This window comes from Streptomyces plumbidurans (genome assembly GCF_019857225.1).
In the GTDB taxonomy this organism is placed as follows: Bacteria; Actinomycetota; Actinomycetes; order Streptomycetales; family Streptomycetaceae; genus Streptomyces; species Streptomyces plumbidurans.
This window is the reverse complement of the sequence record NZ_JAFJSY010000020.1, coordinates 43,251-57,891: the sequence shown is the minus strand read 5'-3', so window position 1 is coordinate 57,891 and position 14,641 is coordinate 43,251. Positions and strand designations below refer to the sequence as shown.

General features: G+C 71.8%; 11 protein-coding genes and 1 pseudogene. 4 read left to right on the top strand and 8 right to left on the bottom strand.

Features of this window, described 5'->3' with window-relative positions; all coding sequences use genetic code 11:
• Window positions 1-20 precede the first annotated feature (20 nt).
• Window positions 21-1,193 (bottom strand): MFS transporter, encoded by a 1,173-nt coding sequence (locus tag JYK17_RS16035; protein WP_108009310.1) that lies wholly within the window; start codon window positions 1,191-1,193, stop codon window positions 21-23.
• 142 nt (window positions 1,194-1,335) lie between these two features.
• Between JYK17_RS16035 and JYK17_RS16030 the strand changes: the two genes are divergently transcribed.
• A complete protein-coding gene (locus JYK17_RS16030; protein WP_128803911.1) occupies window positions 1,336-2,664 on the top strand; it encodes an enolase C-terminal domain-like protein in 1,329 nt (442 codons plus the stop codon).
• A 389-nt stretch (window positions 2,665-3,053) separates the two neighbouring features.
• Window positions 3,054-3,299, top strand: a complete 246-nt coding sequence (locus tag JYK17_RS16025; RefSeq protein WP_181362401.1) for a type A2 lantipeptide — start codon at window positions 3,054-3,056, stop codon at window positions 3,297-3,299.
• 62 nt (window positions 3,300-3,361) lie between these two features.
• Here JYK17_RS16025 and JYK17_RS16020 read toward each other — a convergent pair whose 3' ends face one another.
• The 3 genes from JYK17_RS16020 to JYK17_RS16010 are packed head-to-tail and all read right to left on the bottom strand — an operon-like array spanning window position 3,362 to window position 6,545.
• The gene (locus tag JYK17_RS16020; protein ID WP_108009306.1) at window positions 3,362-4,630 is read right to left on the bottom strand and encodes a sugar ABC transporter permease; all 1,269 of its coding nucleotides are present in this window, start codon (window positions 4,628-4,630) and stop codon (window positions 3,362-3,364) included.
• A gap of 4 nt (window positions 4,631-4,634) precedes the next feature.
• Window positions 4,635-5,417: an ATP-binding cassette domain-containing protein gene (locus JYK17_RS16015; RefSeq protein ID WP_181362400.1), complete on the bottom strand. Its 783-nt coding sequence runs from the start codon at window positions 5,415-5,417 to the stop codon at window positions 4,635-4,637.
• A 39-nt stretch (window positions 5,418-5,456) separates the two neighbouring features.
• On the bottom strand, window positions 5,457-6,545 hold the full coding sequence (locus tag JYK17_RS16010) for a sugar ABC transporter substrate-binding protein (protein WP_108009304.1): 1,089 nt from the start codon (window positions 6,543-6,545) through the stop codon (window positions 5,457-5,459).
• A 261-nt stretch (window positions 6,546-6,806) separates the two neighbouring features.
• Between JYK17_RS16010 and JYK17_RS16005 the strand changes: the two genes are divergently transcribed.
• Window positions 6,807-9,317 carry a SpoIIE family protein phosphatase gene (locus JYK17_RS16005; RefSeq protein WP_234547382.1) on the top strand — a complete coding sequence of 837 codons (2,511 nt, stop codon included), beginning with the start codon at window positions 6,807-6,809 and terminating at the stop codon, window positions 9,315-9,317.
• A gap of 252 nt (window positions 9,318-9,569) precedes the next feature.
• On the opposite strand, the gene JYK17_RS16000 is transcribed toward JYK17_RS16005, so the two are convergent.
• Window positions 9,570-10,595 (bottom strand): zinc-dependent alcohol dehydrogenase, encoded by a 1,026-nt coding sequence (locus tag JYK17_RS16000; protein WP_222810620.1) that lies wholly within the window; start codon window positions 10,593-10,595, stop codon window positions 9,570-9,572.
• A 130-nt stretch (window positions 10,596-10,725) separates the two neighbouring features.
• Between JYK17_RS16000 and JYK17_RS15995 the strand changes: the two are divergent.
• Window positions 10,726-10,827 (top strand): annotated as a pseudogene (locus JYK17_RS15995) (hypothetical protein); the annotation flags it as partial.
• Between the two features lie 11 nt (window positions 10,828-10,838).
• Here the strand turns inward: JYK17_RS15995 and JYK17_RS15990 are convergent.
• The 3 genes from JYK17_RS15990 to JYK17_RS15980 are packed head-to-tail and all read right to left on the bottom strand — an operon-like array spanning window position 10,839 to window position 14,568.
• Window positions 10,839-12,113 carry an ABC transporter substrate-binding protein gene (locus JYK17_RS15990; protein ID WP_222810603.1) on the bottom strand — a complete coding sequence of 425 codons (1,275 nt, stop codon included), beginning with the start codon at window positions 12,111-12,113 and terminating at the stop codon, window positions 10,839-10,841.
• Window positions 12,110-13,183, bottom strand: a complete 1,074-nt coding sequence (locus JYK17_RS15985) for a hypothetical protein (RefSeq protein WP_128803916.1) — start codon at window positions 13,181-13,183, stop codon at window positions 12,110-12,112. The genes JYK17_RS15990 and JYK17_RS15985 overlap by 4 nt, the downstream gene beginning before the upstream one ends.
• Entirely contained in the window at window positions 13,180-14,568 is a 1,389-nt protein-coding gene (locus JYK17_RS15980; RefSeq protein WP_128803917.1) for a vWA domain-containing protein, read from the bottom strand. The genes JYK17_RS15985 and JYK17_RS15980 overlap by 4 nt, the downstream gene beginning before the upstream one ends.
• Window positions 14,569-14,641 lie beyond the last annotated feature (73 nt).

The following is a 14,641-nucleotide window of genomic DNA, read 5'->3' as shown; positions in this document are numbered from 1 at the left end:
TGGGCGAGCGGTAGGCCGCATCAGCGTGCCGTCGCCCTGCGGGTCAGGAAGGCGATCAGTGCAGCCGTTGCCGCCAGGACGGCGACGCTGGTCAGGGCGGTGGGGAGGGAGAACCAGTCGGCCATGAAGCCGATGGCGGGTGGGCCGAGCAGCATGCCGCCGTAGCCGAGGGTGGAGGCGATCGCGACGCCGTCGGGGCCGGCCAGGGAGCCGGCGCGTTCGACGGCGACGGGGAAGAGGTTGGCGAGGCCGAGGCCGGTGATCACGAAGCCGAGGAAGGCCGTCCACAGGGACGGAGCGAGCGCGCCGAGGAGCATTCCGGCGGCCGCCGTGCTCCCTCCGAGCACCATCGTGCGGGTCCGCCCCAGCCGTTCGAGCAGCCGCGTGCCCGTCAGCCTGCCGATGGTCATGGCCAGCGCGAAGCAGGAGTAGCCGACCGCCGCCGCGCCCGCCGTGGCGTCCAGGTCCTGTTGGAGGTGGAGCGCGCTCCAGTCCGCCAGGGCCCCCTCGCCGTACGCCGTGCACAGGGCGATCAGACCGAACGTGATCACGAGACCGCGGGTGCGGCGGTCCAGCCGGCGCGGGGCGACCGCTTCGCCGGGCGTGCTCTCGGGCGGCTCCGGCGGCTGGAGGCGCAGCAGCGTGCGCCCGGTCACGGCGGTGACGATCAGACCGATCACGGTCAGACCGAGCAGGTGCTGGGTGGGGGACAGCGCCCCGGCGACCAGTCCGCCGAGCCCGGCACCTGCCATGCCGCCGAGGCTGAACGCGGCGTGGAAGCTGGGCATGATCGGCCGCCGCAGCGCCCTCACCAGGTCGACGGCCGCGCTGTTGAACGCCACGTTGATGCTGCCGTACGCGCTGCCGAAGACCACCAGGACGGCGCCGAGGGCCAGTGCCGAGTGCGTGAGCGGCGGCAGGGCGACGCTGAGGGAGAGGAGCACCGCGCACGTCACGGTGACCTGATGATTGCCGAAGCGACGGCAGAGCCGCCCGGTGAGCGTCATCGTGAGAACGGCACCGGCGGACACGCCCAGCAGCGCGAGCCCGAGCGCGCTGGCGGAGGCGCCCGTCTGGTGCTTGATGGCCGGGATGCGGACGACCCACCCGGCGAAGATGAAGCCGTCGAGGGCGAAGAAGACGGTGATCGCCACTCGGAGCCGGGCGAGGTCGCTGCGGGGGTGGCCCGGCACGACGTTGTGCGTACGGGCTTTGTTTATTTGCGGCACAAAATCAGGCTAGGTGTGCGGGCCGCCATCGGGCAAGGTGATTGCGGTCCTCCGTGTTCCCGCCCCAGCCGTCCTGTCCGATCTCACGAGAGCGGTACCGCCCGTCATGAGCCAGCCCGTCGTCACCAAGTTCTCCGTATATCCGGTCGCCGGCCGGGACTCCATGCTCCTCAATCTCTCCGGCGCACATGCCCCGTACTTCACCCGCAACGTCCTCGTACTGGAGGACTCCGAGGGCCGCACCGGCCTGGGTGAGGTACCCGGCGGCGAGAAGATCACGCAGACACTGCAAGACGCCGAACGCCTGGTCCTCGGCGCCCGCCTGGGCGACCACAAACGCGTCCTGCGCGCCGTCCAGAACGCCTTCGCCGACCGCGACCAGGGCGGACGCGGCGCCCAGACCTTCGACCTGCGCACCACGGTGCACGCGGTCACCGCGGTCGAGTCGGCGCTTTTGGACCTGCTCGGCCAGCATCTGGAGGTCCCGGTGGCGGCCCTGCTGGGCGACGGACGGCAGCGCGATGCCGTACGGATGCTGGGCTACCTCTTCTACGTCGGCGACCCGGACCGCACGGACCTGGACTACGTCCGCGAACCCGACGCGGACGTGGAGTGGCACCGCATCCGGCACGAGGAGGCACTGACCCCGCAGGCGATCGTCCGCCAGGCCGAGGCCGCCTACGACCGCTACGGGTTCCGCGACTTCAAGCTCAAGGGCGGTGTCCTGCCGGGCAGCGAGGAGGTCAAGGCCGTCGTCGCGCTCAAGGAGCGGTTCCCCGAGGCCCGGATCACCCTCGACCCCAACGGCGCCTGGTCACTGCGCGAGGCCGTCGAGCTGTGCCGCCCGCTCGTCGGCACCCTTGCCTACGCCGAGGACCCGTGCGGAGCCGAGGGCGGCTACTCCGGCCGGGAGATCCTCGCCGAGTTCCGCCGGGCCACCGGGCTGCCCACCGCCACCAACATGATCGCCACGGACTGGCGTCAGCTGACCCACGCCCTCGCCCTGCAGTCGGTGTCCATCCCGCTGGCGGACCCGCACTTCTGGACGATGCAGGGGTCGGTACGGGTCGCGCAGCTGTGCCAGGCGACCGGGCTGACCTGGGGCTGCCATTCCAACAACCACTTCGACATCTCGCTGGCGATGATGGCGCACTGCGGGGCCGCCGCCCCGGGGGAGTACAACGCCCTCGACACCCACTGGATCTGGCAGGAGGGGCTGGAGCGGTTGACCGTGCAGCCCCCGCGCATCACCGGTGGCGAGGTCGCCGTGCCGGACACTCCCGGGCTGGGTGTCCGGCTGGACCGCGACCGGCTTCTCGCAGCGCACGAGTTGTACGAGGAGAAGGCCCTGTCGGGCCGCGACGACGCCGTGGGGATGCGGTACCTGATCGAGGACTGGGCCTTCGACGCCAAACGCCCATGTCTGGTGCGGTGAGCCCGCATTACGCCTCGGGTCACCGAACATCCGGGCAACCTGCACACCTTTCACAGGCGGGTCGCAGCACATCCGAAAGCCCGTGCCGGCGGTGGCCGGGCGCACTGGCTTTGCCGGAAAAGCCGCCGATGGGAAAACCGGTGGCAATGGCCCGGAGTGCAGCGGGGCGGTGAACCCTGTGAAGGACTCGCTGTCCTCGGTCACCGCGCTGTCACCCCGGTGAAGTCGCACGTCGCGGCCGGTTCCACGGGCGCAGTCGAGCGCTGGCCGTCCGAATGCGGTCATGCTTTGATCCTGCGGGTGGTGCAGCTCGCGGGAGAGGTTCTGCTTTTTGGGAATCGGGCGAACTCTGCCATTCCGTAATGGTTATTCGAAAGGAATCGCGCGTTATGAACCGTGCTCCCCAGGTTGAGACGACCGAGATGTCCGACGCCGAACTGGAGGACGTCTCCGGCGGCCTCGACCTCAGCAGCCTTCCGCTCGGTGCCCTGCCGCTCGGCGGTCTCGGCATCGGCGGCTCCGGTGGTCTCAACGTCCAGACGCCGCTCGGCGAGGTCGCCGGAGGTCTCGTGGCCTCCGGTTCGCCGCAGGGCCTGACGGCGGGTGCGAGCCTGCAGACCCCGCTGTCCGCCTGACGGACACCTGCTTCACCGTGGGCCCCGGATCATCCCGATCCGGGGCCCACGGGCATGACGCGTCAGGCCCGCCCGCGCGCCTCCTGCGAGCGGCGCGACAGCGCGTCGATGACCACCGCGGCGAAGAGCACCCCACCGGTGATGACCAGCTGCGCGGCCGAGGGGGTGTCCGTGATCGCCATGCCGGACGAGATCGACTGGATGACCAGCATGCCGAGCACCGCCGACCAGGTGGTGCCCCGTCCGCCGAACAGGCTGGTGCCACCGATGACGGCCGCCGCGATCGCGTTGAGCAGCAGGACACCCGAGCCGGAGGTCTGGCTCACCGAGGTGATCCGTGAGGCCAGGAACAGACCGCCGATCGCGGCCATCGTCCCCGAGACCGCGAGCACCGCGGTCCGGATGCCGATCACGTTGAGGCTGGCCCGGCGCGCCGCCTCCACGCCGCCGCCGAGCGCGTAGACCTGCCGGCCGTAGTGCGTGTGGCGCAGCAGGACGTCGAGGCCGGCCACCACCGCGAGGAAGATCAGCAGGGCGAGCGGCAGGCCCTGGAAGCGGTTGAGCAGATACGCCGACACGAACGCGACCACCGCGATCGCGCCCGTGCGCAGCGCGATGTGCCGCAGCGTGCGGTGCGGCATACCGGCCGCCGTACGGCGCCGCCGGTCCAGGTAGGAGAAGGTGAAGACGGCGCCCGCGCAGACCGCCGCCAGGCAGTACGCCACCGCGTCGTTGGTGAAGTAGTAGTCGGTCAGGTCGGCGACCAGCCCGTGCTCGTCGAGGTTGACGGTGCCGTTCGTGCCGAGGACCGCGAGCATGACGCCGTTCCAGGTCAGCAGCCCCGCCAGGGTGAGGACGAACGCGGGCACCCGCGTCCTGGCGCACGAGTAGCCCTGGACGGCGCCCGCCGCGGTGCCCGTGAGCACCGCGAGGATCAGCGCGAGCCACTCGGGCACGCCGTTGTTCACGTTCAGCACGGCGAAGACGGCCGCGGCCAGGCCGCTGATCGAGCCCACCGACAGGTCGAGTTCGCCGAGCAGCAGCACGAAGACGATGCCGACCGCGATCAGACCCGTGCCCACGATGTCCACGCTGATGTTCGACAGGTTCCGAGGCGAGAGGAAGTTCCCGTTGAGGCACTGGAAGACGATCCACACCGTGGCCAGCACCAGGACGATGGGCAGCGAGCCCAGGTCACCGGCGCGGAACCTGCGCCGCAGGGCGGCCCCGCAGCTCCGCAGCGCCCCGGACACGGTGTGACCGCGCACTGCCGTACCGCCCCCGGCGGCTGCGGCGTCGTCGGCCTGTTCGTTCTCCGTCGCCCGGCGCATCCGCTCACCACCTCGCCTCGTACGAGGTGCCCCGGCGCGGCACGTTGTCCGTGGCACCCGTGACGGAGGCGATGATCTGTTCCTGGGAGACGGTGTTGACGTTGAAGAAGCCGTTGTTGCGCCCCAGCCGCAGCACGGCGGCCCGGTCCGCGAGCGCCTTCACGTCCCCCAGGTTGTGACTGATGAGCAGGACCCCCATGCCTCGGTCACGCAGCGCGTCGACCAAATCCAGGATCTCGGTGGTCTGCTCGAAGCCCAGCGCCGCGGTCGGCTCGTCCAGCAGGAGGACCCGGGGGTCGCCGAGCAGCGAGCGCGCGATCGCCACCGTCTGGCGCTGGCCGGTGGACAGCGAGACGACGGGGGCGCGCAGCTCGGGAACGGCTCTGGTCAGGCGGCCGAGCAGTTCGATGGTGCGGCTCTCCATCGCCATCTCGTCGAGGAAGCCGAACCTGCGGATCTCCCGGCCGAGGAAGAGATTGCCCACCACGTCGAGGTTCAGACACAGCGCGAGGTCCTGGTGGACGGTGGCGATGCCGAGGTCCCGGGCGTCGTGCGGGCGTCTGATGTGCACGGCGCGCCCCTCCCATTCGATGACGCCCTTGTCGGCGGGGGCGACCCCGGAAATCACCTTGACCAGGGTGGACTTGCCGGCGCCGTTGTCGCCGAGCAGGGCGACGACCTGACCGGCGTGGATCTCCAGATCGACGTCCTTGAGCACCTCGACGGCGCCGAAGCGCTTGCACACACCGCGCAGCGCCAGCAGGGGAGGAGCCGGCACGGACATCATCTCCTTCCCGGGCCCGGGCTCTTCGCCGGAACCGGCCTGTCAGGTCAGCCCGGCCCTGCTACAGGCGGCCGCGAGCCGGGGGACGCAGATCTGCCGGACGGTGTAGAAGCCGTCCTTCACCAGGGTGTTCTTGATGCCGGCGACGGTCACGGAGACAGGGGTGAGCAGAACTGCCGGGACGTTCTTGCCGCCGTCGGTGCGCACCCTGTCCTTGCCGACCTCGCCGAGACCGGTCCGCCGGGCCGCGGCCACGGCCATCGAGGCGCCGGCGGAGGCCTCGGGAGCGAAGGGCTTGTAGACGGTCATGTACTGCTCGCCGGCCACGATGCGCCGCACCGCTCCCAGTTCCGCGTCCTGCCCGGTGACGGGCGGCAGCGGGGCGACCTTGTTCGACTTGAGCGAGGAGATGCTGCCCGCGGCCAGGCCGTCGTTGGCGGCGTAGACCCCCTGGATGCGGCCGTCGCCGAGCGCGGCGATCGCGCCGGTCATGTTCATGTTCGCGGTGTCGGTGCGCCATTGCAGGGTGTCGTACGCCTTGCCGATCTTCACCCGCCCGGAGAGCACGGACAGCGCGCCCTTCTTGAACAACACCGCGTTGGGGTCGCTGGGATCGCCGTTCATCATGACGATCTCGGGGACGGGCACGCGCTTGCCCATGGCTCTCAGCAGCGCCCTGCCCTGGAGCCGGCCGACCTCCTCGCCGTCGAAGGAGACGTATCCGGAGATCGGGCCCTGGGCGAGGCGGTCGTAGGAGATCACCGGGATGTCCGCCTCGGCCGCCTGCCTGACCGCGGGGCGCATCGCTCGGGCGTCCACGGGCACCAGCAGGATGGCGTCGACGCCCTCCGTGATCACCGAGTCCATCTGCTCCCGCTGGATGGCCACGTTGCTCCTGGCGTTGGCGTGCTGGACGGAGCAGTCGCCGCACAGCTGCGCGATCTTCTTCTGCAGCAGGGGCCGGTCCTGGGTCTCCCAGCGTGCCGTGGTGGCGTCCGGAAGCAGTATGGCGATCCTCGGTCCGTTTCCGCCCTCGGGCCGGCTTCCGGTGCCCGCCCCGCACGCTGTCAGGGCAACGGCCGTCGAGAGCGCCGTCACGGCGACGGCCACACCCCGATAGCAGGCCTTCATGTCGGGGACCTCCCCTCGGGACGGAGATCCGTCTGGGACACGCGTGTGGCGGTGGCAGGACGGCCTTTCGTCAGTGTGGCACCGGCCACGTCGATCTGCGAACGCGGCGGCGGCCGCCGCGGCGGGGTGGTGCCGCCGTGGACCGGCCGGGCGATACCGCCTTGTCGCGCGGCACGTGCGCCACGTCGGCGTGTGCCACTCTGGTGGGTAGATGCCCGATCTCGGTCGCAACCGCGACGCGGACGGGAGGTTGGTTGCCCCATGCCCCACGACGGCAGTGCCCGGGCCGGAGTCTCCTTGCCGCGGGTGTCCCCGCCCGAGGAGGCGGACACTTCGGCGCACGACCGTGCGCTGGCCTTCGCCGGAGTGGCCGTGGCAGCCGTCTATGTGCCCGGCGCCGATCAGCAGGAGCTCCGGCTGACGGAGACGCTGCGCCGGGCCGCCTCCGAGTACCGCCCTCCCGAACGGCTGCCCCTGTCCGAAGGCTCCTCGCCCGAGGCCGACGCCGTACGCACCGAACTGCCGTTGTGGCCCACCGCCGCGGACCTCGCCGCCCACCCCGAGGGCGGGCCTCTGAGCACGGACGTCTCGCTCGGTGCGTTGCCGCTGACGGCGGAGGGTCGGCGGCTCGGTTGTCTCGTCGTCGTGGGGGCGGCCGGGGACGGCTTCGAGGCCGAACAACGGCACTTCCTGGAACGCTACGCCGACGCGATCGCCCGCCTGCTCGCGGCCGGTGCCGAAGGACCCGTGCTGGGGCTCGCCCTGCGGGGGTTGCGCGTGGGCACGTTCGTCCTGGTGCCGGACACCGGTCTGATCGAGGCGGACGAGAATCTGCTCGGCCTCGTCGGTATCGCACCCGCCGAGTTCGACGGCCGGGCGGACACCCTGCTCGCGCACGCGCTCCCCGAGGACATGCACGCGCTGGTGTCCGTCGTGGAACCGGACACCCAGGCCTTCGCTCGGCGGGAACTGGAGTTCCGGGTGCGCGGCTCCGCGGGCGAGATGCGCTGGCTCAGCCTGAGCTGCCGGGTCCTTGCGGGCGGCGACGACCGTCCGGCCCGGGTGCTGGGCGTGGTGACGGCGGCCCGGGTCCTGCGGCGCGGCTCCGACGACGTGTCCAGGATCCAGTGGCTGACCGCCGCGCTCGACGAGGCCACGACCGTTCACGACGTCGGCCGCGTCGTGGTCACCGCGCTGCGCGAGCCACTCGACGCCGACCGCGTGGCCCTCGCCGAACTGCAGGGCGACCGGCTGATGGTCACCGTCCTCGACCCGCCGCAGCCGTCCGCCTGGCCGGAGGCATGGCGCGATCAGTGGCGCACGGAGTGGCCCGACGCACCGATCAGCGCGCTGCCGACCCTTCAACTCGCCCTGCGCGACGGGCGTCCGGACCTGTGGCCCGCCGGCACCGCCGTCGAACCGGGGCTGGCGGGCATCGGCAGCGGAGGCCTGGCCGTCCTGCCGCTGCCCGCCCGGGGGCGCATCGCCGGTGTCTGCCTCATCGGCTGGGACACCCCGCACACCTTCCTGCCCGACGAGCGGTCCCTGCTGACCGCCACCGCCGCGCTGGTCGGACACTCGCTCAAACGCGCCCGCGAGCACGACGCCGAACAGGAACTCGCGACGATGCTGCAGCGCAGCCTGCTGCCCCGGCGGCTGCCCCAACTGCCCGGCGGCACCGCCGTCGCGCGCTATCTGCCCGCCCGGCGCGGACTGCAGGTGGGCGGCGACTGGTACGACGTCATCGCCCTGTCCGAGGACCGCGTGGCGCTGGTCATCGGCGACGTCCAGGGGCACAGCGCGGGAGCGGCGACCATCATGGGGCAGATGCGTACGGCGGTGCGGGCCTACGCCGTGGAGGGCCACCCGCCCGACGTGGTCGTCTCGCACGCCAACCGCCTCCTCGTCGGCATGGAGACCGATCTCTTCGCCACCTGCTGTTACGCCGAACTCGATCTGGAACAGGGCAACACCCTGTTCGTCAGGGCCGGCCACCTCGCACCGCTGGTGCGGCGTCCGGACGGCAGCACGGAGGAGATAGAGGTCGAGGGCGGACTTCCCCTCGGCATCCTCGCGGAGGCGGAGTTCCCCATGACGGCGGTCGAACTGACCCCCGGCACCGTGCTCGCCCTGGTCACCGACGGGCTGGTGGAGGCCGCGGGCATGCCCGTCGACGAGGGCATGGGCCTGACCCGCGCGGCACTCGCCGCCGCCGACCCGGCGGACCTCGGACTGATGGCCGACCGGCTGCTGGGGGACGCCGGACGCCGCGAGGACGACGTGGCGCTGCTTCTGCTGCGCTACGACGGCATGCGCACCCGGCCGATCCGGGCCGGCTGGGTGGTGTGGCGGCTGCCGGACGCCGTCATGCACGCCCGCCGCTTCACCGCGCGCACCCTGCGCCAGTGGAAGACGGAGGCGGTGTCCGACGCGGTGTTGCTGGTGGTGTCGGAACTGGTCACCAACGCCCTGGTGCACACCCAGGGACCGGTCCGCCTCGACCTCACCCTCCGCGGCGACCGCGTACGCATCTGCGTAGGCGACTCCTCCCCACGTGCACCCGCGAAGCCGGTCATCGTCGACTGGGAGTCGACCGGCGGGCGCGGCCTGCTCCTGGTCGAGGCGATGTCGGAGGCTTTCGGCACGATGCCGGTGGCCGGTGGGAAACAGGTGTGGAGCGAGATCGTCGTGCCGCACAGGGATGAGGGGGCGGGTGCGGTGGAGTCCGGGGGGTCCGGGGCGCCTGGAGGGCCCGGGGGGAGCGTGCGGTGAGGGGCGCCTGTGCGGGCGCTACGTCACCGGGTTCGTCATCGCGGTGACCACCGTGTTCGCCGCCCGGCGAACCGCACGGGGCGCGTGCTGGGCACGTCGAGACGTGGTCGTCCCGGCGTGCGTGGCCCGGCGGGCTGCACCGGAATGCGGAGGCGGGTGCGCCGAAGACCCGGGGGTCCGGGAGAGCCTGGGGTGAGAGCCGCCCGTGCCGGGCGTGGCGTCAGCGCGTTCGTCGCCCGGTGGGCCCGGTCGTCAGTCGGTGCCCTTGAGGTTCGGGTCCACGTGGATCTTGGGGCCGGGTCCGGCGTCCGGTGGGCGTTCGCCTGCGAGTACGGGTCCCACCTCGTCGAGGGGTACGGTCGCGGCGATCAGGGGGGTGGGGTCGACCGTCCCGGATGCGTAGGCCTTGATGGTGGCGTCGAGGGCGGGGGAGGCGGACAGGATGCCCACTGCGGTCACGTCCTTCAGGACCAGGGCGCGGGTGTCGATCAGGCTGGGCTCGCCGGACAGTCCGATGTACACGAGGCGGCCGCCCGGCTCTATCAACTGCAGTGCCGTGGCGGGCAGATGGGCGGCGTTCGAGGCGTCCACGACCGCGTCGAAGGGGAGTTCAGGGAGACAGCCCCCGGCCCAGGCGTGGTCGAAGCCCAGCGTGCGGGCGAAGGCCAGGGAGTTGTCGGTGGGGCCCATCAGGTGGACCTCGGCGCCGAAGGATCGCAGGAACAGCGCGACCAGCAGCCCGATCGTGCCCGGCCCCAGCACCAGGACACGGTCCCCGGGGCGCGGAGCGGCGGCCTGTGCGGCCCGCAGGGCGTTTCCGCCCGGTTCCACGAGCGCCCCGAGGACGGGGTCGACCGAGTCCGGCAGTACATGCAACGAGCCGACCGGCACCGCGAGTTGCTCAGCCAGGGCACCCGCCCGGCCCCCGCGGATACCGACCTCCTGCCGCTGCTCGCACACATGCTGACGGCCCCTCAGGCAACGACGGCAGGCGCCGCAGCCGAGCATCGTGTCGCCCATGACCCGGCGCCCCAGCCAGCCCTCGTCGACCCCGTCGCCGACCGTCGACACCCGCCCGGCCCACTCGTGCCCCGGCCGCATCGGATAGGCGGAGTGCCCCTCGTGGAGATAGGCCATCTCCCCGGTGAAGAACTCCACGTCCGTACCGCACACTCCGACCCGCTCGACATCGACGACGACCTCGCCGGGAGCGGCCACCGGCGCCGGGACCTCCTGGACGGCGTACTCGCCGGGCGAGGTCAGGACGAACGCGCGCATGAGGTGACGGCCCGCCGAGGGGCGAGCGGGTGCCGGTGCCGCCGGGATACCGGGCTCGTCCGACGTCTGCGTCTGCTCCATGGCGTTGTGAACTGTAGACCGTCGTACCGATCACCGGAAGGAACTCGTCACCGCCTACGGCACCGTCGTCCCGCACGTGGCCCCCGAAGCCGCCGCCGGTGGCCCGCTCGCCAAGGTGCGGGCCGGGGACATCGTCACGCTCGACGTCGAGGCCATCGCGGCTCAGTGCGTGCTGCACACCGTCCGTGGAGCGGTGCTGCCGCGGGACTGCGCGTCCTGCACCTTCTGCACATTGGCGAGGATCGGCTCGACGTCGAGGCTCTTCCCGGCGCCGTTCTTCCCGCTGCCGGCGACCTGCGCGATGGTCAGGAGTGCGGCCTCGTAGAAGGCGTCCCGCACGGCGGGTGCCATGACGTCCGAGGCGTCGAGGCAGCGCGGCCCCTCACGCAGCCGCCGGGCGATCTCGCTCTCGACCGCGTGGCCCCCCGTCGTCACCTGCCGGTTCGCCGAGAAGACGTCCGCCAGATCGGCCCACTGCTGCTGGCCCTGCTTCGAGGCCAGACGCTTGATCAGCTCCCGGGCGTCGGAGCGGTCGGTGAACAGCGCGGCGAAGTCCCCGGTCACCTCGTGGGCCCGGACCCGGCCGCCACCACCGGGCAGCAGCGGAGCCGAGTCCACAAAGCGCGCCTTGTCCGCCTCGTCCTTGTAGAAGGAGCGGGCGAAGGAGCCCTGGTGCTCCAGGCCGCAGCCGTGCCAGCCGTCGAACAGCAGACCGTGGCTGTCCGGTCCGCCTCGATGGTCGGTGAGCAGCGCGTGCCTGGCCGCGACCGGGTCCTGCCTGAGCAGATCCACCCAGGCCTGCCAGGCGCCGCGCACCGGCGCGCTGAGCCACCAGTTGCCGCGAGGCGAGTTCAGTGCCCATTTCTCGTACGTCCGCGGGCCCGCCCGTTGCAGTACGAGATCCTCGATCCAGTCCGTGCCGGGCCAGCCGGAGGCACCGTCGTCGCCCATGCCGATGCACCAACTCTGCAGCGGTGCGGGGGAGTTGACGGGCTTCTTGCCTGCGCGGTACCAGACGATGCTCTTCAGGTCCGCCTTGACGGGGACCCAGTACACATGGCCGGACCGCGACGTGGTCGCGTTCCAGGGCGCGCCGTACTGCCGGGGGTCGTAGAGGCGGTCCAGCGGCTTGAGGCGGTTCTGGTCGGCGTATTCGGCGAGTTCACCGAGGCCCGGCATGATCACGATGTCCGGGGGCTCACCCGACTGGACCTTGGAGAGCAGCACCTCGCGCTGGGCAGCGGTGCCCTGGTAGCGGAACGGGATGCCGAGGCTGCGCAGCACACTCTCGAACTGCTCTCCCTGGTTGCCGGTCCAGGTGCCGAGGATGGTCACCGGCTGCCGGTCGTCGTGCTGCGCCCAGACCACCACCGTGCCGCCCGCGGTCACCAGCAGCATGACCGCGAGGAGGATGAGCATCTTGAACCGCCGGGTCATCGCCGCCTCCAGTAGTCGCTGTCGAGCCGGAGGCCGAGCCCCAGGGCGGGCAGGACGACGACGAGCAGACCGCCGACGACGGTGCCCGGGTACACGCGGTCGGTCCAGGTGTCGTCGGCCAGCTCCTGCCGGATCTCCTCCGACTTCTCCGAGACGTTCTGCTGCGCGGAGATCAGCTCGAGCCGGACCCGCTTCGACTCCGCCACGTCCTGCTGCGTACGGGCCATGTCCGCGTCGTTGCCACGGGACACCTCGGTGATCTGCCGCAGATCCCGGATCGCCCCGTCGAGGATGGACTCGGTGGCCAGCGCCGTCATCAGCGGGACGACCGCGAGCAGCACGGTGAGGACGAAGGCCGCGAGCAGATACGGGTTCCAATCTCGGCCGCACCGGTCGCGCAGCACGAACAGCGCCGAGATCAGAGTCAACGCCAGTACACCCAGGGCGAGTTCGGCGAGCCACCAGCCGCCGCGCTGCCACCGCCCCATGGTGGCCGTGGCTTCCGCGTGCCTCAGCTGCACGTCCTGCAGCGTGTTGATCCGGTAGGAGAGACCCACGCCCTTGCGGGTGAGCAACGAGTGGGCCTCGCCGAGCTTCTGATCCCGCACCAGGCCCTGTGCCGGGTAGGTGGAGATGCCGAGGTTGAGCGAGTTGCCGTAGGTGGCGAGCAGACCGTTGACGGTGCCGAGGTCCTGGTCCGTGCGGTCGGCGATGCGGGACAGGCCCTGGTCGGCGGCCGAGAGCTGGGAACGGTAGGCCTCGCCCGAACCCGCGACATCGACGAGCTGCAACTTCACCAGGATCTCGGCCTCCTGGTAGGAACGCAGCGCCGCCAGCCGGGTGCCGGCCAGCCCCTGCACGGCCGGCGCCTGACTGGACGCGAGCGCCTCGGCGCCGCGCTGGGTCTGGCGGTAGGAGAAGAACAGCGCGGTCGCCGCAACGGCCGCGCACAGAACGAGGATCAGCAGATGTGCCTCCAGCAGCCGGCGGGTGCGATACGGGCGCAGGCGTCCGCGCCAGTGGGCGGCCGGGGAGAGCCGGTCCCGTAAGGCGTCGCGACCGGTCGTCACAGCAACTCCTTTCCGCAGGCGATGCAGTAACGGGCCTCGCTGCCGGCCGCGTGGCCGCATTCGCCGCAGCGCGGGCCGGGGCGCGCACCGACGGCCGCGATCAGCGGGCCGCCGGGCCGGGACCCGGCGCGCAGGATCATCGGGCCGAGGGTGTGGGTGTCGACCGGGCGCAGCCGGACGCGTCCCACCTCCGCGTTCTCGATCTCGGCGACCCTGAGGATCTCCTCCAGCACCCACTCCGTGCCGAACTCCACCGCCAGCCGGGCCGCCTGCCCCAAGCACTCCTCGGCGGTGTCCCGCCGGTTCTCCTGCAGCGCGACCAGTCCCTCGCGCAGCGCGCTGCGCATCCGTGCGGTGGCGTTCAGGCTGCGCACGCTGTCGCCGCCCGCCGCGGCGTGTGGCGGTGCCTGCCGGGGGACGTGCCAGCGGGCGACGACGGGTGCGTGGACGTCACCGATGGAGACCATGGCGAACTGCAGCTCCGTCTCCAGCGGGTCGGCATCGGCGTCGGTGACCAGGGTCAGCAGATAGTCCCGGGTGCCCTCTCCCCACTGATAGGTGGGAAAGGTCCAGCGGCGCGACTCCCGGGACGGGGGCAGCCCGCCGAGGCGGTGCGGCCGGGGCGCCTTCTCGTTGAGCGAGACCTGGCGCACGGAGGGACGCACGGTCACCTCGATCGGCAGCTGCGGCGTGTGCACCCGGCGCAGCCGCTGAATGGCGCCGGTGATCGCCTGGCCGAGGCCCTCGTCCACGAACTCCGCCGTGCCGTGAAGCCGTTCGGCCAGCGCCAGCAGGGGATCGGGGGACCAGTCCGTGCCGACGGCGAGCACATCGCACGTGAACTGCCCGGCGCACTGGTCCAGTTCCTCATCGAGACGCGTCTCGCCGGCGGCGCTGCTGCCGTCGGTGATCAGAATCAGATGCCGTACCGACAGCGGCCGGCCCGTGAGCAGGGCACGCGCCCCGGCCGCCCAGGCGGCGTACCCGGCAGGCCGTGGTCCTCTGCGATGCAACGGGAGCGAGCCCGCGACGAACGCGGCACTGTGCCGCTCCCGCTGGTCGGCGACGGCCCACTCGTCCTCGCCCCGCGGATAGCAGCGGACCGGCTCGGGGCCGCAGCCGAGCACCGCGAACGAGATACGGTCGGGCAGCGCGCGCAGGGCGGACGGCAGGGCATGCCGGACCATCGCCCGGTTGGACTCGTGGACGTCCACCGCGATGATCACGGCGAGTTCGACGGCGGGCAGGTCCGTCGGAGCGCCGTCGGCGGCCACGTCGACCCGCAGATGCGCCTCGATCTTCGTGTTGCGGCGCGGGGGCAGATCGCCGTCGAGATCGACCTGCAGTCGGATGCCCGGCTGCGACGGCCGCGTGTGGCTGCTCATGTGCTGTGTCACCGCTCCCTTCCTCCTCGTCGCCGCGCGCACCGTGTCGCGGGTGCCGCCCGGCCCTGTGCGC